At 70.5% G+C, this 23,033-nt stretch carries 18 protein-coding genes and 1 pseudogene; 14 read left to right on the top strand and 5 right to left on the bottom strand.

The window, feature by feature from the left end; all coding sequences use genetic code 11:
- The first annotated feature begins 1 nt into the window (after position 1).
- From zapE to ACFYMC_RS04170, 4 genes are all read left to right on the top strand, one after another.
- A complete protein-coding gene (gene zapE, locus ACFYMC_RS04185) occupies positions 2-1,093 on the top strand; it encodes a cell division protein ZapE (protein ID WP_388518501.1) in 1,092 nt (363 codons plus the stop codon).
- Between the two features lie 108 nt (positions 1,094-1,201).
- Positions 1,202-1,627, top strand: coding sequence for an OsmC family protein (locus ACFYMC_RS04180; RefSeq protein ID WP_388518498.1), 426 nt, complete (start codon positions 1,202-1,204; stop codon positions 1,625-1,627).
- Between the two features lie 230 nt (positions 1,628-1,857).
- The gene (locus tag ACFYMC_RS04175) at positions 1,858-3,264 is read left to right on the top strand and encodes an alkaline phosphatase PhoX (RefSeq protein ID WP_388518495.1); all 1,407 of its coding nucleotides are present in this window, start codon (positions 1,858-1,860) and stop codon (positions 3,262-3,264) included.
- Between the two features lie 412 nt (positions 3,265-3,676).
- A complete protein-coding gene (locus tag ACFYMC_RS04170; protein ID WP_388518636.1) occupies positions 3,677-4,570 on the top strand; it encodes a polysaccharide deacetylase family protein in 894 nt (297 codons plus the stop codon).
- A gap of 16 nt (positions 4,571-4,586) precedes the next feature.
- Here ACFYMC_RS04170 and ACFYMC_RS04165 read toward each other — a convergent pair whose 3' ends face one another.
- Entirely contained in the window at positions 4,587-4,778 is a 192-nt protein-coding gene (locus tag ACFYMC_RS04165; protein WP_388518492.1) for a hypothetical protein, read from the bottom strand.
- Between the two features lie 221 nt (positions 4,779-4,999).
- On the opposite strand from ACFYMC_RS04165, the gene ACFYMC_RS04160 reads away from it, so the two are divergent.
- From ACFYMC_RS04160 to ACFYMC_RS04150, 3 genes are all read left to right on the top strand, one after another.
- Entirely contained in the window at positions 5,000-5,731 is a 732-nt protein-coding gene (locus ACFYMC_RS04160; RefSeq protein ID WP_388518490.1) for a peptidyl-tRNA hydrolase, read from the top strand.
- Positions 5,732-5,932: 201 nt separating this feature from the next.
- Entirely contained in the window at positions 5,933-7,324 is a 1,392-nt protein-coding gene (locus ACFYMC_RS04155) for a DUF692 domain-containing protein (RefSeq protein WP_388518487.1), read from the top strand.
- A gap of 5 nt (positions 7,325-7,329) precedes the next feature.
- Positions 7,330-8,328, top strand: coding sequence for a TIGR04222 domain-containing membrane protein (locus ACFYMC_RS04150; protein WP_388518484.1), 999 nt, complete (start codon positions 7,330-7,332; stop codon positions 8,326-8,328).
- Positions 8,329-8,627: 299 nt separating this feature from the next.
- On the opposite strand, the gene hemQ is transcribed toward ACFYMC_RS04150, so the two are convergent.
- The gene (gene hemQ / locus ACFYMC_RS04145) at positions 8,628-9,341 is read right to left on the bottom strand and encodes a hydrogen peroxide-dependent heme synthase (RefSeq protein WP_388518481.1); all 714 of its coding nucleotides are present in this window, start codon (positions 9,339-9,341) and stop codon (positions 8,628-8,630) included.
- A 4-nt stretch (positions 9,342-9,345) separates the two neighbouring features.
- Positions 9,346-10,878 (bottom strand): protoporphyrinogen oxidase, encoded by a 1,533-nt coding sequence (gene hemG, locus ACFYMC_RS04140; RefSeq protein WP_388518478.1) that lies wholly within the window; start codon positions 10,876-10,878, stop codon positions 9,346-9,348.
- A 134-nt stretch (positions 10,879-11,012) separates the two neighbouring features.
- Here hemG and ACFYMC_RS04135 point away from each other — a divergent pair.
- Positions 11,013-11,891 (top strand): annotated as a pseudogene (locus tag ACFYMC_RS04135) (DUF4349 domain-containing protein); the annotation flags it as partial.
- Positions 11,892-12,086: 195 nt separating this feature from the next.
- Complete coding sequence (locus tag ACFYMC_RS04130) at positions 12,087-13,466, top strand: FAD-dependent oxidoreductase (protein WP_388518633.1); 1,380 nt, start codon at positions 12,087-12,089, stop codon at positions 13,464-13,466.
- Positions 13,467-13,583: 117 nt separating this feature from the next.
- On the opposite strand, the gene hemE is transcribed toward ACFYMC_RS04130, so the two are convergent.
- On the bottom strand, positions 13,584-14,648 hold the full coding sequence (hemE, locus tag ACFYMC_RS04125; RefSeq protein ID WP_388518475.1) for a uroporphyrinogen decarboxylase: 1,065 nt from the start codon (positions 14,646-14,648) through the stop codon (positions 13,584-13,586).
- Between the two features lie 91 nt (positions 14,649-14,739).
- Between hemE and ACFYMC_RS04120 the strand changes: the two genes are divergently transcribed.
- The 5 genes from ACFYMC_RS04120 (at position 14,740) to ACFYMC_RS04100 (ending at position 21,629) form a co-directional block, all read left to right on the top strand.
- Positions 14,740-15,390, top strand: a complete 651-nt coding sequence (locus ACFYMC_RS04120) for a DUF3000 domain-containing protein (protein WP_388518472.1) — start codon at positions 14,740-14,742, stop codon at positions 15,388-15,390.
- 500 nt (positions 15,391-15,890) lie between these two features.
- Positions 15,891-16,553: a LuxR C-terminal-related transcriptional regulator gene (locus tag ACFYMC_RS04115; protein WP_388518470.1), complete on the top strand. Its 663-nt coding sequence runs from the start codon at positions 15,891-15,893 to the stop codon at positions 16,551-16,553.
- 120 nt (positions 16,554-16,673) lie between these two features.
- Positions 16,674-17,948 (top strand): HRDC domain-containing protein, encoded by a 1,275-nt coding sequence (locus tag ACFYMC_RS04110; protein ID WP_388518467.1) that lies wholly within the window; start codon positions 16,674-16,676, stop codon positions 17,946-17,948.
- A 316-nt stretch (positions 17,949-18,264) separates the two neighbouring features.
- Positions 18,265-19,494 carry a thiolase family protein gene (locus ACFYMC_RS04105; protein ID WP_388518464.1) on the top strand — a complete coding sequence of 410 codons (1,230 nt, stop codon included), beginning with the start codon at positions 18,265-18,267 and terminating at the stop codon, positions 19,492-19,494.
- A complete protein-coding gene (locus ACFYMC_RS04100) occupies positions 19,491-21,629 on the top strand; it encodes a 3-hydroxyacyl-CoA dehydrogenase NAD-binding domain-containing protein (RefSeq protein WP_388518461.1) in 2,139 nt (712 codons plus the stop codon). Before ACFYMC_RS04105 ends, ACFYMC_RS04100 begins: the two co-directional genes overlap by 4 nt.
- 99 nt (positions 21,630-21,728) lie before the next feature.
- Here ACFYMC_RS04100 and ACFYMC_RS04095 read toward each other — a convergent pair whose 3' ends face one another.
- Complete coding sequence (locus ACFYMC_RS04095; RefSeq protein ID WP_388518458.1) at positions 21,729-23,030, bottom strand: phosphodiester glycosidase family protein; 1,302 nt, start codon at positions 23,028-23,030, stop codon at positions 21,729-21,731.
- Between the last annotated feature and the right edge of the window lie 3 nt (positions 23,031-23,033).

Below are 23,033 nucleotides of genomic sequence, written 5' to 3'. Positions count from 1 at the left end.
TGTGTCAACCTCCCTCTCCGCGTCCCGGCGGAGTCCGATAGCCGACGCGGGCCCGCAGTCCCTGTGCGCCCGCGAGCCTCAGGTGCCCGCCGACCGGCTGGTGGCCGAGATGGTCCCCCCACCGCGCTTCGACTCGGTGCGGTTCGAGACGTACCTGCCGGATCCCAACCAGCCGAGCCAGGCGCAAGCAGTGACCGTCCTTGGTTCCTTCGCCGCCGGACTCGGCGGAGCGCACGCGAGCGGCTCCGGCAAACGCCGGTGGTTCTCGAAGAAGCCGGTCGAACCCGCCGGCCCCCGCGGGGTCTACCTGGACGGCGGCTACGGAGTGGGCAAGACCCACCTGTTGGCCTCGCTCTGGCACGCGACCCCGGCCGCCCCCGAATACAAGGCGTTCGGCACCTTCGTCGAGCTGACCAACCTGGTCGGCGCGCTCGGCTTCCAGCAGACCGTGCAGACGCTCGGCGACCACCGGCTCCTGTGCATCGACGAGTTCGAACTCGACGACCCGGGCGACACCGTGCTCGTCTCCAGCTTGCTCAGTCGCCTGGTCGACAAGGGCGTGGCACTCGCGGCCACCTCCAACACCCTGCCCGGCAAGCTCGGCGAGGGCCGCTTCGCGGCGGCCGACTTCCTGCGCGAGATCCAGGGCCTTTCGGCGCATTTCCGCCCACTGCGCATCGACGGTGAGGACTACCGCCACCGCGGGCTGCCCGCGGCGCCCGCGCCGTACGGCGACGAAGAGGTCACCAAGGCGGCGTACGCGACACCGGGTGCCAGCCTCGACGACTTCCCGGGCCTGTTGGAACACCTGGCCAGGGTCCACCCGAGCCGCTACGGGGCACTCACCGACGAGCTCTCCGCGGTGTGCCTGACCGATGTGGGACCGGTTCCGGACCAGTCCACGGCACTGCGTCTGGTGGTGCTGGCCGACCGGCTCTACGACCGGGAGGTTCCGGTGCTCGCCTCGGGGGTGCCCTTCGACCACCTGTTCAGTGAAGAGATGTTGAACGGTGGCTACCGCAAGAAGTACTTCCGCGCCATCTCCCGCCTGACGGCCCTGGCGCGCGACGCAAAGGGCTTGGTGGACCAGTAGGTTGGGGCCGGTCGGGCCGTGCCACACGGTCCGACCGACCGCCCAGCGCGGTCGGCGGGCTCGACGACGCCCACGTCCGACCGCAGCGACATCCGATTGGGGATCACCATGGCCACCACGCGTCACGCGCACACCGTCTGGGAAGGCAACCTGCTGGAGGGCTCGGGCGAGGTCACCCTCGACTCCTCGGGCCTCGGCACATACCAGGTCTCCTGGCCCGCGCGCGCGGAAGAGCCCAACGGGAAGACCAGCCCGGAGGAGCTCATCGCCGCTGCGCACTCCAGCTGCTTCTCCATGGCGCTGTCCAACATCTTGGCCAAGGCGGGCAACCCGCCGACCCGCATGAACACCTCGGCGGCCGTCACCTTCCAGCCCGGCGAGGGCATCACCGGCATCCACCTGACGGTGGAGGGCAACGTGCCGGGCCTGGATGAGGAAGGCTTCAAGGCCGCCGCTGAGGACGCGAAGAAGAACTGCCCGGTAAGCCAGGCCCTGACCGGAACCACCATCACCCACGAGGCCAAGCTGATCTGAGCCAGACCGGTTTCGACGGGCGAACAGCCGGGAGCGGGCACGAGCGACCGGTGCCGACAACGGCAATCAGATGGCCGAGCCGCTCGGCTTCCCCGCCCTCGTGACCGGCTCCGGGTGCGCCACGGCGACACTCCCAGGCGCGCCGTGACCCGTATGTCCCACCGGTGCTCGGTGGCTGGTGGTACACACATGCGGGTCACGTCTGCTGCTCTGCTCCAGGGAGTTGCCCCATGCCCGCAACCCGCCGGCAGGTCCTGTCCAGGACCGGGGCGGTCGCTGCGATCGCCTTCAGCGGCGCGCTCGGCGAACTGTTCCACGGAACCTGCGCCGCTGCGCCAGCACCGGGACCGCAGGGGTACGGGCCGCTGGTGCCCGATCCTCGGGGGCTGCTCGACCTGCCGGCGGGATTCCGGTACCGGGTCCTCTCGCGCGCCGGGCAGGTCCTGCGATCGGGAGAAGGGTCGGTACCGGGCAACCACGACGGGATGGCCGCCTTCACGGTGCCCGGGAACGGTGCTCCAGGTGGCGTACGGTTGGCGCGCAACCACGAGAACCGGGCGGACGCCGAGTTCGCGGTGCCGCTCGCGGAGGGGCTGACCTATGATCCGGTCGCGCGCGGCGGGTGCACAGTACTCACCCTCGATTCACACAACAATGTCACCGGTGAACGTGTAGCCCTAGCTGGTACCGCCGTCAACTGCGCCGGCGGACGCACCCCCTGGTCCACCTGGCTGAGCTGCGAGGAAACAGAGGACCGGGCCGGGGCGGGCGGCTACACGCGCGATCACGGGTTCGTCTTCGAAGTCGACCCCGCCCACCCCGAGCGCACCGGTGCCGAACCGCTCACCGCGATGGGGCGTTTCGCGCACGAAGCCGTCGCGGTGGACCCGTACACGGGAGTCGTCTACGAGACCGAGGACGCCTTCGTCCAACCCTTCGGCCTCTTCTACCGCTTCCTCCCCGAACATCCGCTCGGCGGACCGGGGTCGCTGAGGGCAGGTGGTCGGCTGGAAGCCCTGCGCGTTCCCGGGGTCCCGGACCTGTCCGTCGTGCAGGAGTCGGGCACGAGTTTCGACGGGGTCGAATGGGTGCCGGTGCCCGATCCGCTGGCCCAGGTCACACCTGTGCGCCTGCAGGACTTCGGGCCCCGCCCGATCACACACGCCCAGAAGCTGGAGGGCTGCTACTGGGGCGGCTCCTGCGTGTACTTCGTCTCCAGCTACGCGCGCAGCCGCGAAGGATCGGCAGCGGACCATCAGGGGCAGGTGTGGCGCTACGACCCGCGGCGGGGCCGCCTGAGTCTGGTGGTGGTCTTCGGTCCCTCGGCGGACGTACAACTGCCCGGGGAGGCTCCTGACAACATCTGTCTGGCTTCCGACGGCGGTCTGATGGTGTGCGAGGACGGCCTCGGCGTGCAGCACGTGTTCGGGCTGACCCGTTCCGGGCACGTCTATCCGATGGCACGCAGCGCCCAGGACATCGGGGTGCCGGGCAAGCCCGCGTGGAGCGAGTTCGCCGGGGTGACCTTCGCCCCCGACGGTTCGACGATGTACGTGAACAGCTACAGCCCGGGCACCACCTTCGCCGTGACCGGCCCGTGGGCGGGCAGTCGGTCGGGCGGCGCCTGGAGATCCTGAGGTCGCGCAGCCGCGCCCGCCACTCCCCGCAGGTCCGCACGCAGAAGGCCGCCGGGCTCGCCGGCGTCGTGCGCACGGGCGGGGAGCTCGCCTCGCTCCAGAGCGGCTCTTCGGCGCCGGCACCACCGTTGGGTGCTGATGGTGCCCCAGGGGAGGGACACCATCAGCACGGGTGGCGCCGTCCGAGGGGTGCTCCACCGATACGGCACCCTGGTACTTGCTTGCGGCGGACCAGAAGCGGTGTCGCGACGGGCCGTCAGCAGAAAACTGATGGAGCATCCGCGCACGCTCGGTCCGTGGGCCTCAAGGCCGAATTCGGTAGGGGTGAGTGCCGCGGACAACCAATAGCCACATAGTCATATATTTTCTATGTGTGACCATTTGCGCACGAAACGTTCCCGCCCTGGCCGCAATGCTGGCCGTTCTCGGCTCTACCCTGACTGCTTGCGCGGGTGGCACCGCCGGTTCCGCAAGCACCGGCGCTCACATCACCGGCACACGCACCACCGCGACCGCGAGCCCCGATACCTCCGCAACCCCTGCGACCTCCCCCAAGCCGGCACCAAAGGCCGGCGCCCCGAAGTCGCAGCAACCCGCCCCCGCCAAGCCCCCCGTGCTGGCCCTCGCACCGGGCGGCCTCACGCCCGTGTTCGAAAGAGCCGCCAACCGCACCGACAAGACGGTCGCACTCACCTTCGATGCCGACATGACGGCGGACCAGGGCCCGCGGGCCGCCCGTGGTGAACGCTTCGACAACCCGCAGCTGATCGCGACACTGCGGCGACTCAAGGTGCCGTCGACGGTCTTCATGACTGGCCGCTGGGCTGAGGAGTACCCACAGCAGGCGAGGTCCATCGGAACGGACGAGCTCTTCGAGGTCGCCAACCACTCGTACAGCCACCACGCCTTCACGGAGCCCTGCTACGGACTGCCCGTACTGGATACCGCAGCTGCACGGGCAGATGTGGACCGGGCGTTCGAGTCCTTCCGCCGAGCAGGGGCACGCAACACCGTGCCGTACTTCCGCTTCCCGGGCGGCTGCTACGACGATGCGGCGCTCCGCGCGATCTCCGGGTCCAAGGTCACCGCGGTGCAGTGGGACGTGGTCAGCGGGGACGCCTTCGCCACCGACGCGGACGCGGTGGCCGAGCAGGTGCTGGCCGGGGTCCGACCGGGTTCCGTGGTGGTGATGCACTGCACGCGCAGCGCCGCGCCGGTGACGGAGCAGGCCGTGCTGCGCATCGTGCCGGAACTACGCAAGCGTGGCTACCGCTTCGTGAAGGTCTCCCAACTCATCGGCCGCTGACCCGGAGGACCGCCGATCATCCCGAGCAGGCACCCCGCTGGGCCTCCTGCCACTCGCACACCGGGCAGAGCACCACACCTGGGGTGTCGAGCGCGTACTCAGTGGGCCGTGCGCACAGCACGCAGTCCGCGCAGGAAGTCCCCGGCCGGCTTTGCGCAGGCGTGGCCGACGGAACCTCGGTGGGACAGTACGGCTGCTGGTCGTCCATGCGTACGAGCCTACTGCGGACTGCTTCCCGTATCGGAGCGGTCTGGCGTCACATGTCACCCCACGATGTCATGTGTGTCCGATGCCGGTGGGCCAGCCAGACTCGGGGCACAGCTGTGACTGCGCGGCCGGCCACCACCAGGAACAACAGGCACCCGACGCCCCAGAGGTGGAGGCCCATCCGGCCTGCGGACCGCGTGCGGGCCCTGGCAGACTGGGCGGGTGAGTCAGCAGGAGAGCACCACCGAACCATTCGAGCCCGGCCCCCAACAGCCGGAAGCGACCCGGCGGGACGCAGCGCCGCAGTTCGTGCTGCCGATGGTGGTGCGGATCGAGAAGTCGGAGCCGCCGGCACGCACCGACGCCCTGGAGACGGCGGCTCGGGCGGTACTGGTGTTGCTCTGCGACGAGCGCGCGCGAGCCGGTGGCGAGTGGGCGGAAGCAGTGAGGGACTGGCAGGACGGGCGCATCCGAAAGGTGGTCCGGCGGGCGCGTGGCGCGGAGTGGCGCAAGGCGGAGACCCTGCCAGGTATCACCGTTAGTGGTGTCATGTCACAGGTACGGGTATACCCACCGGTGCCACTGGATAGCTGGCCCAAGGAACTCGCCAAACTCCAGGTCTCGGGAACCGAGCTGGCGGACCCCGCAGCGCCGCCGATGCCCAACAGCGACGACCCCGTCCTCTGGCTCAGCCCCGAACTGGCGATGTCGGCCGGGAAAGCCATGGCTCAAGTCGGGCACGGCGCGCAGTTGGCCTGGTTGGAGCTGTCCACCGCCGAACGGGAGCGGTGGTGTGCAGCAGGTTTCCCACTCGCCGTGCGCACCGCGGAGCCGACCCGGTGGCGCGAGTTGACCTCATCGGGTCTTCCGCTGGTACGGGACGCCGGGTTCACCGAGATCGCCCCCGGCTCCTGCACCGTGGTGGCCGACCACCCGTCGCTGCGGGGTGACTGAGCCCTCGACACGCCCCTCGTCCCGTCGCCCTGTGCCGAACCGGCGGACCGGGACCCTTGGCGTGCGGATCCCCACCCGGGACGCGGGGCTGGCGCAAGCCGCGGAACCTCAAATGTAGCTCTGAACGTCCCCGCTCCTGGGTTGGCATTGGTCCGCCAGGGCCATGACACCACCGATACCGAGCACAGGAAGGGAGAGGCCGTGGAGCCCAAGACGCGCCTGGGGACAGGCATCGGCTGGCGACCGGAGATCGCGGCGGCGATAGAGCGCCTGCCCGGGCTCGACTGGGTCGAGGTCGTTGCTGAGAACATCTGCCCCGGCCACTTGCCCGCCTCCCTGCAACGACTCAGGGATCGGGGTGTCACCGTGGTGCCGCACGGCGTCTCCCTGGGGCTCGGCGGCGCCGATGCGCCGGATCAGGGCCGCCTCGAAGACCTCGCCCAACGAGCCCTCGCGCTCAAGGCCCCGCTCGTTACCGAGCACATCGCCTTCGTCCGGGGAGGCGGGAGTCTGACCGCTTCCCCACGGCTTGAGGCCGGCCACCTCCTACCGGTCCCCCGGACCTGGGCCGCGCTGCGGGTGCTGTGCGAGAACGTACGGATCGCGCAGGACTGCCTGCCGGTACCGCTGGCTCTTGAGAACATCGCCGCGCTGTTCGGGTGGCCCGACGACGAACTGTCCGAAGGGCAGTTCCTGGCCGAACTCGTCGAACGCACCGGCGTTAAACTGCTGATCGACCTGGCGAACCTGCACACCAACCGGGTCAACCGGGGTGAGGACCCGCACGCCGCCCTGGACGCGATCCCACTTGAGGCGATCGCCTACGTGCACGTGGCCGGCGGAGTCGAACGCGAAGGGGTGTGGCACGACACCCATGCCCACCCGGTCCCCCCGCAAGTATTGGAACTGGTGAGGGAGTTGCGCTCGCGCACCGACCCGCCAGGCGTGCTGCTGGAGCGCGACGACGACTTCCCGACGGAGGCCGAACTCGCCGGTGAGCTCGCCTCGATCCGCACCGCGCTCACCGCCGTGGCCGCATCCCCCGTGCGGGCCGGCAGCCGGGAAGCCGCGCCCGCCCTCGCCCCGGCCCCGCGCGAGGCGCTGGCGGCCCTGCGGGAGCGCGTCGGCCTGACCCAGACGGCCCTGCTGTCAGCGCTGGTGGCGGGGACCCCCGTGCCCGAGGGCTTCGATGCGGCACGGATACGGATGCAGAGCCGGGCGCTGGCCGCGAAACGGGCCGCGGTGGTGGCGAAGGTCGCGCCCGAACTGCCGGAGATCCTGGGCGCCGGATTCCACCCCGACTTCCTGCGCTACGCGGCCGTCCACCCGATGTCGGACGGCTACCGGCGGGACGCCCTCAACTTCGCCGAGCACCTGCTCATCTCGAGGCGGCCACAGGATCCTGTGGCCCGTCGCAGGCTGACGGCCTGGTGGCAGGAGCGCGCCGGCGTCAGGCCGTTGGGCCTCGCTACCCGTCTGGCTCATCGAGCCCTGGCCAAAGCCCGTCTTCCCCACCCTCGGGTGCCGACCTTGGGGACCCGGCGATCCGGCCTGCGCTCCACCGAGCTCCCGCCCGCTCTCGCCACGAGGTGAACGTCTTGGATGCAATCGCCCTGATCGTCTGGCTCCTCGTGCTGGGCTCGGCCACCGGGCTGCTGTTGTCACAGACAACGAGCCGACGCGCGGCGACACGGGCCAGCGCACCGCTCGACCGGTCCCAGGCCGCGTTCCTCAGCGGTGGACCGGGGCGGGCTGTCGACGCGGCCCTCGTCGCCCTTTCCGCCGACCGGCGCCTGCTGATAGGTGGGCCCGGCATCGTGTCCGTCGCCGCGGGCGCGCGGGCACACGAACAAGTGGAGCAGGCCGTGCTCTCCGCAGCCGCCACGGCACCGGACGGAGCCCTACACCGGCTGCGCTACGAGGTGATGCGCAGCCACGCCGTCCAGGAGATCGGCGACCTTCTCGCCGCTCGCGGGCTCCTGACTGCGCCCGGTCGTCCGAACGGCCGCCGCCGCTGGGCCCTGGCCCAGGCGGTGCTCTGCGGCCTCGCGGTCCCCGCCGCGTTCGCTCTTTCCTTCATCCAGTTCTTCTCGGAGGAGGACGGCCATGCCGATCAGGGTCTGCCATTCGTCGTGCAGGTGTTGCCCGTACTCATCGGCGGTCTGGTGGTCGGCGTGGTCCGTGCCCGCGCTGAGGGCCGCCGAGTCACCGCCGCAGGTCGACAGGCCGTCCGCGAAGCCCACGCGGAGCACCCGCCCACCAGTGATCCCGGGTGGCTGGTGGCACTGCGCGGGGTGCGCTCGCTACCGGACCTGGCGCTGCGCCGCTCCCTGCTGGCCGCCGCCCGGTCGCTGCCCACCACGGGCCACGTCCGAAACGCGAACCGCGGCTCGGACTCGGACACCCCACCGGTGGTCCTCTGGTGCGCAGGAACCGCTGGCGGACCCCACAGCGGGTGCGGAGGGTCTACCGGCAACGGCTGTGGTTCGAGCTCCGACAACGGCAGCGACGGGTCCTCTTCCCACGGTTCCGGCTGCTCGTCCAGCGGCTCCAGCTGCGGGAGTTCCAGTTCGAGTTGTGGCAGCAGTTGCTCCTGATCTCAGCAGTGTGCCTGGCGGCTTCGTCCCTCGTCGAAGTGGCGCCACCGGGACTGCGCCGAAGCAGCCGGCGTCCGCCGCATCCGGAGCCCGCGCCGGTGTCGCTGGACGGCGGCGCTGCCTGGTCCCCGGTACGAGGACCCGGCTCACACCTGCCGTCTGAACTTCCGGGCGGGTCCGGCTGCGTCGTGTCGGGGCTGGTCCCCCGTCGGTTCGGGGGCACGATCCCCCACTGGCCTCGGCCGGCCCGTCACGATCAACTCGGTGGCGGGCCGCTCGATCCGTCCCCCCAGGGGAGGTCAGGCCAGTCCGTCGACCAGATCGGCGACGGACTTCCGTCGTCCGGTGAAGAAGGGCACCTCTTCACGGACGTGCATGCGGGCCTCGGAGGCCCGCAGGTGGCGCATCAGGTCGACGATCCGGTAGAGCTCGTCGGCCTCGAAGGCCAGCAGCCATTCGTAGTCGCCCAGCGAGAAGGAGGCGACGGTGTTGGCCCGGACATCGGGATAGCCGCGGGCCATCTTGCCGTGGTCGGCGAGCATCCGGCGCCGGTCCTCGTCCGGAAGCAGATACCAGTCGTAACTGCGTACGAACGGGTAGACGCTGACGTAGTCGCGTGCGTTCTCGTCGGCCAGGAAGGCGGGGATGTGCGACTTGTTGAACTCGGCGGGACGGTGGAGCGCCATGTTCGACCACACCGGTTCCAACGCGCGACCCAGCTTGGTGCGACGGAAGAGGTTGTAGGCACCCTGCAACTCGTCCGCGGTCTCCGCGTGCCACCAGATCATGACGTCGGCGTCGGCGCGCAGCGCGGAGACGTCGTAGGTGCCCCGGACGGTGATGTCCTTGGCGGCCAGCTGGTCGAAGAGCTCCTGCACCTCGTCGGCGTAACCGGCGCGGTCCTCGGGGAGCACGTCCCGCAGCTTGAAGACGGACCACAGGGTGTAGCGGATGACCTCGTTGAGGTCCTTCGCCTTCTTCCCCGCGTTGGGAATCTTCTCTGGTGCAGTCATGTGCCTATTGTCCCGTGTCCGAATGAATGCTCGGCGCCAGGGTGTCCCCCAGCGCTGTGGTGATCTCCTCGGCGGCGCGCGTGGCGCTGGCGATGCACGCCGGGATGCCCACACCCTCGTACAGCGCACCGCAGACCGCGAGGCCCGGCTGTGCGGCCACCGCGGCACGGATCCGGGCGACGCGAGCCAGGTGACCGACGGGGTACTGGGGCAGTCCGCCGTCCCACCGGGTCACCGTGGAGGCGACCGGGCGGGCGCCGAGCCCGGTGGCCTCGCCCAGGTCACTCAATGACACGGCGATCAGCTCGCCGTCGTCGCGCTTGAGATCGTTCTCGTCGCCGTAGCGGCCGATGGAAGCCCTCAACACGAACAGGTCGGGGTCTACCTCCGCCACCCAACTCCACTTGTTGCTGGAGAAGGTGGAGGCCTTGATAGTGCGGCCGTCCACCGGCGGCACCAGGAATCCGCTGCCGGCCAGCTGCGGGGAGAGGTCAGCACGCCGGAAGGCCATCGTGACCAGGGCCATGGAGGCGTACTCGACGGCGCGAAGCTCCATGGCCGCCGCGGGCGCGAGCCCGGCCAGGAGCTCCGCGGCCGGGCTGGCGGGCACGGCCAGCACCACTGCGTCGGCGGTGAGGGCCTCGCCGGTGTCGGTGGTCACGTGCCAACCCGTCGCCGTACGGCTGAGGCTGCGCGCTGACGTGTGGCATTGCACGGTCACACCCGCAGTGTGCAGCGTTTCCACGAGGGCCATCGGCAACCGTCCGACACCCCCCGCGATCCCCTGGAACACCGGCCCCGGCGCCGCGGCGGCGACGGCCGCCTGAGCCTGCACGGCGCGCACGCTCTCGCCCAGGGTCCGATGCCCCCGGGCCGCTTCATAGAGCTTGGGGACGGCCGCCCGCAGCGAAATGCGGTAGGCATCCCCTGCGTACACCCCACCGAGGAGGGGCTCGACCAGCCGGTCCACGACCTCAGGTCCCAACCGGGCCGCCACATAGGCGCCGATCGCGATGTCATCGCCGACCTCGACCGGCGGGAGCGCCTCGTCCTGCGCCGCACGGGCGAGTCCTTCGGCCGAGAGCACACCGGATTCGGCCAGCTGGTTCAGGTCTCCGGGCACACCCATCAGATGGCCGCGTGGCATCGGGCGCAGCGCACCTCGGGTCCACAGCGAGGCAGTTGCGGTGGCGGGCGCCTGGAGCGCGTCGCCCAGCCCCACCGCGCGGGCGAGCTCCACGGCCTCGGGGCGTCTGGCGAGCACTGACTCTGCGCCGAGGTCGACGGCCTGGCCGGCGAGTTCACCGACGCGGAGTTTGCCGCCGACCCTTCCGGAAGCCTCCAGGACCGTCACCCGGGCGCCGGTGGCCACCAGGCGGTGGGCGGCGGCAAGGCCTGCGATGCCCCCGCCGATGACGAGCGCGTGGCCCTGACCTTCCCGGCGGTGCGCGGGACGTCCCGCCAGGGAGCCGGGAGCGGGGGATCCGGTGCGGGCGCGCCCCTGAACGTGGCCGCGCATGTCGGCTTCCTCATGCATGGGTCCATCGTCGCAGACGGCTCCCGGACACCGTTAGGAGGCCGGACCGTGATGGGTTCGAGACGCCCGAGCCGAAACCCCGCGGCCGGGGTGCCACGTCCAAGCGGGGACATCGCCGATCCCCAGGGGGAGCCATGACCGATCAGGTCCCTGTGTTCGTCAGCAGATCCGTACGACCGCTGACCGCCTTGCTGATCGCCGCCGCGTTGGCCCTGGCCGGCTGCAGCGCCGACACCGACGACGGCGTACGCTCCTCAGCCGCTGACGTGGCGGCGCCTCCGGGCGTCGGCCGGGGCAGTGAGGAGCGTCAGGACGCGAAGGGCGACGCGGCGGCGAAGACCGGTGTCTCGGGCACACCACGTGGATCGACCAAGCCCGTGGCGGTACGGACGCATGTCGTCCGCACCGCCACCTTGAGCTTCAGGACCAAGGACACCGAGCGTGCGCTGGCCCAGGCCCGGTCTGCGGCCGAGGCTGCGGGTGGCTTCGTCGGAAACGAGGCCACCGAGCGGGATCCGGACGGCTGGGTGGAGTCGAAGATGGTGCTTCGGGTGCCCACCGAACGGTTCGAGCAGGTCCTCCAGTCGCTGGCCGGCAGCGGAAAGCTGACCAGTCGCAAGGTCGACGCGAAGGACGTCACGGATCAGGTGGTGGACGTCGAGAGCCGGGTCCGGTCACAGCAGGCGTCGGTGGTGCGGGTACGCGCCATGATGGACAAGGCCACCGAGCTGGCCGACGTGGTTCTCCTGGAAGGCGAGTTGAGTCGCCGTCAGTCCGATCTGGAAGCCCTGCTGGCCCAGCGGGACGCGCTGAAGGACCAGACCTCGCTCGCCACCATCACCCTTGAGTTCAGCGAACAGCGAGCGAGCGGCGGCGAATCCTCCGAGGACGAAGGAGCACCCAGTCTGTCAGGCGCGCTGAGCGGGGGCTGGGACGCCTTCGTGTCCGCACTTCGCTGGATCGGCGTGGTGGTGGCCGCAGCGTTGCCGTCCGCCGTGGCACTGGGCGTGCTGTGGTTGCTCTTCCTGGCTGTTCGCCGGCTGCGGCGCTCGCGCACCGCTGCACTCGCCGAGGGGCGTCCAGTACCGCCGGGCACGTTCCCTCGCCCCGGGAGGACTCCGTACAGCAAGATCGAGGAGACCGGGGAGGGCCGCACACGAGCTGACCCGGAGCGGGGCCCTGACGGTGCGACGGCGGAGGTATCGAAGATGGCGACGGAGCGACTGGTGGTCGTGGGCGGTGACGCGGCCGGAATGTCCGCCGCCTCCCAGGCTAGGCGGCTCAAGGGGCCGGAGCAGATGGAGATCGTGGTCTTCGAACGTTCCCCGTTCACCTCGTACTCCGCCTGCGGTATCCCCTACTGGGTCGGTGGGGTGGTCGGCTCTGCCGAAGAACTGATCGCCCGCACCCCGCAGGAGCACCGGGAGAGGGGCATCGACCTGCGGTTGCGCACCGAGGTGACCCGGCTCGACGTGGCCCGGCGCCGGGTCCAGGCACAGGACCTGGTCTCCGGGACAAAGACCTGGACGCGGTACGACCGGCTGGTCATCGCGACCGGCGCCCGACCGGTGCGCCCACCGCTGCCCGGAATCGACGCGAGGGGCATCCACGGGGTACAGAGTCTGGAGGACGGTCGATCTCTGCTGGACACCCTGGAGACCACCGCGGGCCGGCGCGCGGTGGTGGTCGGCGCCGGGTACATCGGAGTGGAGATGGCGGAGGCCCTGAAACTGCGTGGCTTCGAGGTGACCGTCCTGCACCAGGGCGAACAGCCCATGGCCACCCTCGATCCCGACATGGGCGGCCTGGTGCACAGCGCGATGTCCCGGATGGGCATCGCGGTCATCGGTGGGGCGGCGGCCACCGGGTTCGCCACCACACAGGGCGGACGGGTGCGTTCGGTGACGACGCGCGAGTCGGAGTACCCGGCGGACGTGGTGGTGCTCGGCATGGGTGTGGAACCGCGCACCGGACTCGCCCGGGCGGCGGGTCTGCCGCTCGGCGCGGCGGGCGGTTTGTTGACGGACCGGTCGATGCGGGTACGGGGGCACCAGGACATCTGGGCGGGCGGGGACTGTGTGGAGGTGCTGGAACTGGTCTCGGGCCGGGAGCGGCACATCCCGCTCGGGACCCACGCCAACAAGCACGGCCAGGTCATCGGCGCGAACGTGGGCGGCGGATACGCGACGTTCCCCGGTGTGGTCGGCACCGCCGTCAGCAAGGTCTGTGATCTGGAGATCGCTCGTACGGGGCTGCGGGAGAAGGACGCCCGGGCGTCCGGGCTGCAGTTCGTCACCGCGACGGTCGAGTCGACGAACACCGCCGGCTACTACCCGGGGGCCGCGACCATGACGGTGAAGATGCTCGCCGAACGGCGCACGGGGCGACTGCTGGGCGTACAGATCGTGGGCGCAGAGGGCGCCGCGAAGCGCGTCGACATCGCTGCGGTGGCCCTCACCGCGGGGATGACGGTGGAGCAGATGGTGGCGCTGGACCTGGGGTACGCGCCGCCCTTCTCCCCCGTCTGGGACCCCGTACTGGTCGCCGCCCGCAAGGCGGTGACGGCCGTGCGGGCGGCTGGTGTGTAGCCGTGGGCGCCGGTGCGGCCGACTCGCGCCGTGAACCGCGAGGGCTCACCGGCTCGCGGGGTCCGGCGAGCCCTGCCGACCGCAGCGCGGGCCGGTGGGCCCTCGCGGGTCGCTGCGCTAGCGGGCGGTCTGTGCGTGGACGTAATCCACCAGTCGGGTCAGCGCGTCCGGGTCGGTCGTGGGCAGGACACCGTGACCGAGGTTGAAAATGTGGCCTTCGAGGCCGGTGGCGGCGTCCAGGACCTCGCGGGTCTTGGCCTCCACCGCCTCAGTCGTCGAGAACAGGACGGCCGGGTCGAGATTGCCCTGGAGGGCGCGGCCGGGGCCGACCCGGCGGGCGGCCTCGTCGAGCGGGATACGCCAGTCCACTCCGACGACGTCCGCGCCGGCCTCGCCCATGAGCCCGAGGAGTTCACCGGTACCCACCCCGAAGTGGATGCGGGGCACCCCGTAACCGGCCACCGCTTCGAAGACCTTGGCGGAGGCCGGCATCACCGAACGGCGGTAGTCGACGGGGGCGAGCGCGCCGACCCAGGAGTCGAAGAGCTGGACGGCAGAAGCGCCGGCTTCGATCTGGACCCTGAGGAAGGCCGAGGTGATCTCGGCGAGCCGGTCGAGCAGGTCAGCCCACAGCTGCGGGTCGCCGTACATCATGGCTTTGGTGTGCTCGTGGTTGCGGGAGGGGCCGCCTTCGACCAGGTAGCTCGCCAGGGTGAAGGGGGCGCCGGCGAAACCGATCAGCGGGGTCGAGCCCAGTTCGCCGGTGAGCATCCCGATCGCCTCGGTGACGTAGGAGACGTCTTCCGGCTCCAGGTCGCGCAGCTGCGCCAGATCGGCGCGGGTGCGGATCGGCTGGGCGACGACGGGGCCGACCCCGGGCTTGATGTCGAGGTCGACGCCGATGGCCTTGAGCGGCACCACGATGTCGCTGAAGTAGATGGCCGCGTCCACCTGGTGGCGGCGCACCGGCTGGAGCGTGATCTCGGTGACCAGGTCGGGGCGCATGCAGGATTCCAGCATGGCCGTGCCCTCACGGACCTGACGGTATTCAGGCAGTGAGCGACCTGCCTGCCGCATGAACCACACCGGGGTGTGCGGCACCGGCTCACGGCGGCACGCCTTGAGGAAGGCGGAATCGTACGTCTGGCTCGGCTGGCCCGTGGGGCGGTCGTTGGCGCTCACGACCCAAATCTTCGCACGTATGAAGAAGTGGCCGCCGCACGGCGGGTGTCCCTGCGCGCTCGGGGCCGTCCTTCCGCCTAGTCTTCCCCGCATGGCTGCGGCTCAGGGACGATTTTCAGATGGCGCTGAAGGTATGGACAGCGCGGAGGAGAGCTCCGTCCCGCTCCCGTTCCGGCGGGCGGTCGAGGGGCTGCGCAAGGCTCGGCTACGGTCCGAGATCGAGATCGAGAGCACTCCGGCCCCCAAAAGGCTCGCCCCGCACGCGTACGCGCTGGAGGCAGCCGTCGTGGACGGCGAGGAGGACCTGGCAGACGGTCGCCTGGTGCTCTTGCACGATCCGGCCGGGCACGACGCCTGGCACGGCACCTTCCGGTTGGTGACGCTGGTGCGGGCGGAACTGGAGCCGGAGATGGCCGCCGATCCGCTGCTCCCGGAGGTTTGCTGGTCCTGGCTCACCGGGGCTCTGGAAGCCAGAGGTCTGGTGTACGGGGAGGCCAGCGGGACCGTGACTCGGGCTGGTTCCTTCTATTTCGGAGGCCTGGCGGCTCGAAGGCCAGCGACGCAGATCGAGATCAGGGCCTCCTGGACGCCGCGCGAGGGCGTCGGCGGGGTACCGGACACGGCAGCGCACCTTTCGGCCTGGTGCGAGTTGCTGGCCCAGATCGCCGGTCTTGAGCCGGCGCCGCCGGCGGACACCTCGGTGGTGTCACTGCCGCAGCGCCGGGGACCCCATCACCCTTAGCGTTGTCGGGCCGCCCGAAGGGGTCGCGTCACCCGTGACACCGCCACATCACCCGTGCCATTACAAGATCACCCGTGCCGGTATCCCATCGCATGTGCGGTCGGTACGAACTGTGGGGGTGGGACCGCGCACCGGACCGGCCCCCAGTCGTTGGGCAGGGCGCAAAGGGGGGCGGATCGAGGGTGGGCGCGGGCAGCACAGGGCGTGCGGAGCGCTCTAGCACTGCCACGCCCCCCGGGTCCACCCCGTCGGATCACGGAGAAGGCCGCCGCGGCGGACCGCGGGTCCGCGCCGTTTCGGCGACACGCGGCCCCACCCGCGGACTTCGCTCCACCCCCGATCGATCGCGCGTCCGAATTGCCCGAATTGTTACTCACCAAATCGTGATCATTCCCTAAAGCCGGGCGGGTGACGTGCCGAAGAGATCAATGACCATCCGCACGGTGCGCACCGGCGACTTCCCCACGCCGGCCCGTTCCGCCACTCCCCCAGGAGGCCTGGTGTCCGTTCTTCTCGAGCAGCCCGCAAGCCTGGTCGCCTACCGCCCGAACAAGCCGACGGCCATGGTTGTGGTGGCCGATCCGCGCGTCCGCTCCACGGTTACCCGCCACCTGTGGGCACTCGGAGTACGGGACGTGATCGAGGCTTCTTCCATCGCGGAGGCCCGCCCCCGCATCGGCAACCCGCGCGACATCTGCGTGGCCGATGTCCACCTGCCCGACGGTTCGGGCCTGACCCTGCTTTCCGAAACCCGAGCGGCCGGCTGGCCGAACGGCCTTGCCCTGTCCGCCGCCGACGACATCGGCGCCGTACGCAATGCCCTGGCCGGTGGCGTGAAGGGATACGTGGTCACCGGCACCCGCACCAACATCGGACTGCCGGGGCGGCCCGGCGTGGCACCGGTCGGTGCCACGGCAGCGCGGCTGCACCGACGCCCCCCGGGTGCCCCGAGCCACCCGGGCGGCTACCGCGAGCTGTCCGGTCGCGAAGTGGAGGTCCTGCGCCTCGTCGCAGAGGGCCAGTCCAACAAGGCCATCGGTGTTTCGATGGGGCTCTCCGCACTGACCGTGAAGTCACACCTGGCCAGGATCGCCCGCAAGCTGGGTACCGGTGACCGGGCTGGCATGGTCGCCGTGGCACTGCGGACCGGCATCATCCACTGATCCCGCCCAGTCCGGTCCGCCGGCCAGGAACTCGGCCGCATCCAGTGGGATCAGAACCCCGAGCCCGTCGCCGGAACGTTCCGGCGACGGGCTCGGGGTTCTCACGGATACTCTTGACAGGTGACCGACGCCCAAGAGACCGCAGCAGACGTACCACTGCGAACCACCGGAGGCGCCCCTCCGGACGACGTCGAACCGGCGCCGATTCCACTGCTTGAACCTCGCGAGGGCATTCCGCCGGTGGTCGCCGACGCAACCGCCCTCGCCGCCGTGGTCGCGGCCTTCGCCGCGGGCACCGGACCTGTCGCCGTCGACGCCGAGCGCGCTTCCGGCTACCGCTACGGCCAACGCGCCTACCTGGTACAACTGCGCCGTGAAGGCGCCGGCTCCGCTCTGATCGACCCGGTCGGCTGCCCCGACCTGTCCGCTCTCGGTGAGGCGCTGTCCGGCACCGAGTGGATCCTTCACGCAGCCACCCAGGACCTGCCGTGCCTGCGCGAAATAGGCATGGTGCCCACCTCCCTCTTCGACACCGAGCTGGCCGGCCGACTGGCCGGGTTCCCCAGGGTCGGACTGGGGGCGATGGTCGAGAACGTGCTCGGGTACGCCCTGGAGAAGGGGCACTCGGCCGTCGACTGGTCGACCCGACCTCTTCCGGAGCCCTGGTTGCGGTACGCGGCGCTCGACGTGGAGCTTCTGGTGGACCTGCGCGATGCGCTGGAGAAGGAGCTCGACCGGCAGGGCAAGCTGGAATGGGCGCGTCAGGAGTTCGACGCGATCGCCTCGGCGCCGCCCGCGGCGCCCCGCCAAGATCCGTGGAGGCGTACCTCCGGGATGCACAAGGTCCGTCGCCGCAGACAGATGGCCGTGGTTCGGGAGCTGTGGACGCTGCGGGACCGCATCGCCCAGCGGCGTGACGTGTCACCGGGCAAGGTGCTGGGTGACGGCGCGATCATCGAGGCCGCCCTCAACCTGCCCGCTACGGCGCACGCACTGGCGGCGCTCCCCGGTTACGGGCAGCGGATGAGCCGTCGGTCGCTGGAGCAGTGGCAGGGCGCCGTCGACCGTGCTCGCGCCCTGCCCGATGCCGAGTTGCCGCAGCCCGGCCAGAGCCCCAGCGGGCCACCACCGCCGCGCTCCTGGGCCGACAAGGACCCTGCCGCCGCGGCTCGCCTCTCTGCCGCCCGCGCCTGCGTGTCCGCCCTGGCGGAGCGACTGAGGCTGCCGCAGGAGAACCTCATCGCCCCGGACTCGGTGCGGCGACTGTGCTGGGAGCCGCCGGCCAGGGTCGACACGGACAGCGTCGCGGCGGCGCTGACCACTCATGGCGCCCGCCCCTGGCAGATCGATCAGGTGACGCCCGCTCTGGTCGCCGCGTTGACGGCTCAGGCGTAGCCACTTCGCCCGGCTGCAACCTCTCCTTGCGAGGCCGCGCAGCGGGACTCGGCCCTCGGCCCCCTTGGTGCGGGGGTTGCGCCCGACAGGTGGGGGCACGCTCCGCGTCCCGCTGGACCAAGTGATCGCGTCGCCCGACACCCGCTCCGACCCACTGAGGGTTCGGGTGTCGGGCGGCGTTCGTCGTGTGACCTTCGCCGCTTGCGGAGCGGGGGCTGTGCACATTGGTTACCCGCAAGTAGCATGGCGGGGTGAGCGCGCGCTCAGCGGTGCGCGCCCCGCAGCAGTGCCACCCCGCACCTGGAGGAGAGCCAACGTGCCTCGTACCGTCAGGGACGTCGTCTTCGTCGACGGCGTCCGCACCCCGTTCGGCAAGGCGGGCCCGAAGGGCATCTACCACGAGACCCGCGCCGACGACCTCGTCGTGAAGGCGATCCGGGAGCTGCTGCGCCGCAACCCGGACCTCGACCCCGCACGCATCGACGAGGTCGCGATCGCCGCCACCACCCAGATCGGCGACCAGGGCCTGACCCTCGGCCGTACCGCGGGCATCCTCGCGGGCCTGCCGCAGTCCGTCCCCGGTTACTCCATCGACCGCATGTGCGCGGGCGCCCTGACCGCCGTGACCTCGGTCGCGGGCAGCGTGGCCTTCGGCGCGTACGACGTCGCCGTCGCCGGTGGCGTGGAGCACATGGGCCGCCACCCCATGGGTGAGGGCGTCGACCCCAACCCGCGGTTCGTGAGCGAGAAGCTGGTGGACGAGTCGGCCCTCTTCATGGGCATGACCGCGGAGAACCTGCACGACCGCTACCCGACCATCACCAAGCAGCGTGCCGACGAGTACGCCGTGCGTTCGCAGGAGAAGGCCGCCAAGGCCTACGCCGACGGCAAGATCCAGCAGGACCTGGTGCCGATCTCGGTGCGCCGCACCAACCCGGAGGCCGGTGAGACCGGCTGGGGCCTGGTCACCGCCGACGAGCCGATGCGACCGGGCACCACGTTGGAGAACCTGGCCGGCCTGAAGACCCCCTTCCGCACGCACGGTCGAGTGACCGCCGGAAACGCCGCCGGACTCAACGACGGCGCCACCGCCTCGCTGATCGCCAGCGAGGACGTGGCCCGGGAGTTGGGCCTGCCGGTCAAGATGCGACTGGTCAGTTACGCCTTCGCCGGCGTCGAACCCGAGGTCATGGGCTACGGACCGATCCCGGCCACCGAGAAGGCGCTGCGTCAGGCCGGCCTGTCGATCTCCGACATCGGCCTGTTCGAAATCAACGAGGCCTTCGCCGTTCAGGTGCTCGCCTTCCTGGAGCACTACGGCATCGCCGACGACGACGCGCGCGTCAACCAGTACGGTGGCGCCATCGCCTACGGTCACCCCCTCGCCTCCTCCGGCGTGCGTCTGATGACCCAGCTGGCCCGCCAGTTCGAGGAGCAGCCGAACGTCCGCTACGGCCTGACCACCATGTGTGTCGGCTTCGGCATGGGCGCGACGGTCGTCTGGGAGAACCCGCACTTCGACAAGGCCGACGGAGGCGACAAGTGAGCACCACCGCTGAACTCCTGAAGGGCGCAGCCGAGCTCTTCCCGGACGAGGTCGTCACGCAGGCGCACGTCCGCCACCTGGACCTCCCCTTCGGTGCGGGCCGCTTCGCCCTCATCACCTTGGACAACGGCTTCGACCACACCAAGCCGACCACCTTCGGCCCGCAGTCGCTGGGCAACCTCAACGCCGCGATCGACCAGGTCGAGCAGGAGGCCACGGCCGGCAGCATCGTCGGTGCGGGACTGACCGGCAAGCCGTTCATCTTCGCGGTGGGCGCCGACCTCAAGGGCGTCGAGCTGCTGAAGGCCCACGACGAGGCGCTGGCGATCGGCAAGGGGGGACACGACGTCTTCAAGCGTCTGGCCGCGCTGGCCGTTCCCACCTTCGCCTACTACAACGGCGCGGCGATGGGCGGCGGCGTCGAGGTCGGCCTGCACTGCACCTACCGGACCGTCTCCAAGGCGCTGCCGGCCTTCTCGCTTCCCGAGGTCTTCCTCGGTCTGGTGCCCGGCTGGGGTGGCTGCGCCATCCTGCCGAACCTGATCGGTGCCGACCGCGCGGTCTCGGTGATCATCGAGAACTCGCTGAACCAGAACCGCCAGCTCAAGGGCAAGCAGGTCTTCGAGCTGGGCATCGCGGACGCCCTGTTCGAAGGCGCCGACTTCCTGGAGCAGTCCCTGCTGTGGACCGCCCGGGTGCTCAACGGCGAGACCGAGGTCGTACGGGCCGAGGTCGACCGCGGTGAGGCCTGGGACCAGGCCGTGGCCCGGGGCCGTGCCATCGCCGACTCGAAGGTGCACGGTGCGGCTCCGGCCGCCTACCGCGCGCTGGAGATCATCGAGGCGGCGAAGGACGGAGACCTCCAGAGGGGCTTCGACGCCGAGGACACGGCCCTGGCCGACCTCATCATGGGCGGCGAGCTGCGCTCGGGCATCTACGCCTTCAACCTGGTCCAAAAGCGCGCCAAGCGCCCGGCCGGTGCCCCGGACAAGTCCCTGGCGCGTCCGGTCACCAAGGTCGGCGTGGTCGGGGCCGGCCTGATGGCCTCGCAGCTGGCACTGCTGTTCCTGCGTCGCCTCGAAGTGCCGGTGGTCCTCACCGACATCGACCAGGAGCGTGTGGACAAGGGCGTGGGCTACGTCCACGCCGAGATCGAGAAGCTGCTGGGCAAGGGCCGGATCAACCAGGACAAGGCCAACCGCCTCAAGGCCCTGGTCACGGGTGTCCTGGACAAGGCCGAGGGCTTCGCGGACGCGGACTTCATCATCGAGGCCGTGTTCGAGGAGATGTCGGTCAAGCAGAAGGTGTTCGCCGAGGTCGAGGCAGTCGCCCCGGCGCACGCGATCCTCGCCACCAACACCTCCTCGCTTTCGGTCTCGGAGATGGCCTCCAAGCTCAAGCACCCGGAGCGCGTGGTCGGCTTCCACTTCTTCAACCCGGTCGCGATTCTCCCGCTGCTGGAGATCGTCCGCGGCGAGCAGACCGACGACGCCTCGCTGGCCACGGCCTTCGGTGTCGCGAAGAAGCTGAAGAAGACCGCGGTCCTCACCAAGGACGCGCCGGCGTTCGTGGTGAACCGCATCCTGACCCGCTTCATGGGCGAGATCCAGAACGTCATCGACGAGGGCACCCCGGTGGCCACGGCGGAGAAGGCCATCGAGCCGCTCGGCCTGCCGATGTCCCCGCTGGTCCTCCTGGAACTGGTCGGCCCGGCCATCGGCCTGCACGTTTCGCAGACCCTCAACCGTGCCTTCCCGGAGCGCTTCACGGTCTCCCCCAACCTGAAGGCGGTCGTCGAGGCCGGCAAGCGCGGCTTCTACGTCTACAACGCTGAGAACGGCTTCAAGCCCGAGCTCGACCCGGAGGTCGTCGCTCTCCTCAAGCAGGGCGACGTGGTCCTGACGGAGGAGCAGGTTCGTGACCGCGTCCTGGACGCGGTGGCGCAGGAGATCGGCCTGATGCTCGACGAGGGCGTGGTCGCCGAGGCCCAGGACATCGATCTGTGCCTGATCACCGGCGCCGGCTGGCCCTTCCACCTGGGCGGCATCACGCCGTACCTGGACCGCGAGGGCGTCTCCGAGCGGGTGAACGGCAAGCGTTTCCTGGCCCCGGGCCTGGCCAGCGTCCCCGCGTAGCGCAGGGGCGGTAGCCGAGAACGGGGTGGTGCCCGGCTCCGAAGGGAGTCGGGCACCACCCCGTTCCGCGCCGCGAGATGAGCAACGGCTGCGTGTGGCTCAGGGAACGACGGCGATGGCGTTTGCCAGTGGTCGTTCGACTTGCGGACCGCCCTCCGTTTCGGTGGGACGGTTGGTGACCTTGCCCTTGACGACCATGGTCGAGGAGCCGCCGCCGTCCATGTTGAGAGCCTCGACGGCGTGGAGGTCCTTCATGATCTGCGCTTCCTCGGGCAGGGACGCGCCGACACTGACACCGGGATTGCGGCCGTCCATGGTGACGAGCAGAAGGGTGCCGTCAGCGAGGATGCCGACGGCCGTCCGGGGATGGCGGCCCGTGAGCGCTCCGCGGTTGAATCCGTTGTCCTCGGTGTTGACCCAGGTCTGGCCGTCTCTGACCAGCGCGGGCCCGGCTCCGATCACTGAGGTTCCGGGGCCGGAGATGCGCTCGCCCTCCCGGTCGTAGAGCTGCGAAGTGGCCTTGACGGTAGTGCCTATTCGGGCGTGCTCCGCCAACCAGCGTGCCCCCTCGCCGACTCCGCAGAGAGTCCGTCCACGCACCGGTATCGGTCCACCGGCCGGGGAGCGCAGGCGCACCACCTGACCATTGGCGTTGAGGACCGCCTCGACGCTGCCGGTGGCGCCCCGCGGCGACTCCTTGCCCCAGGCCGGACGGAAGTCGATGATCTCGTCCTTGTCCAGGCACAGCCGGTTGTGCAGGGGCACGCTGACGGGCTCTCCGGTGCGCGCGAGGGTTTCGTCCCCGGCTCCACCACAGCCGAGGATGCGACCGGGTACGCGATTGACCCCGTCGAGGGTGCGGGTGGCCCCGTCGGAGGAGGTGAGGAGCGACGTGGAGGTGACCTCGGTGATCCGGGAACCGCCCCGGGCCAGGACAAGGGCGGTCTGGCCACTGGCGGCCTCGCTGAGCAGGTTGCCGCCCGTGCTGTAGACCCCCAGCGGATCGCCTTCGTAGCCGCTGAAGTTCTTTCCGGTCTCGATGTCGAAGAACGAACCGTTGACCGCCGCGATGGCTCCTGCGGCTGCGGCCATGCTCCGCACCGTCTCGGCGGTGGACAGGTCCGCCCCGTGCACGCCGTGCACCTTCACCTGGGCGACCGGCGCCACCTTGAGCACGCTCACGCGCAGCGGAGCGCCGTCCTTGAGACGGTGAAGGTACTGGGAGAAATCGATTCCTTCGGCCACCCGGAGAGGGGGGCGAAGCGGCGGGGCGGAACGAGCGGGCACCGGCCCGCCGCTCTTGCCGTGGGCCTCACCGCTGTGCCCCGTACAGCCGGTGAGGCACAGCCCGCCGGCCAAGAGCCAGATCGCAGCACGCCGTAGGTGGTTCTTGGTGCCCATCCG

The organism is Streptomyces sp. NPDC006879 (assembly GCF_042869595.1).
Classification (GTDB): domain Bacteria; phylum Actinomycetota; class Actinomycetes; order Streptomycetales; family Streptomycetaceae; genus Streptomyces.
This window is presented reverse-complemented; position numbering and strand designations above follow the sequence as displayed.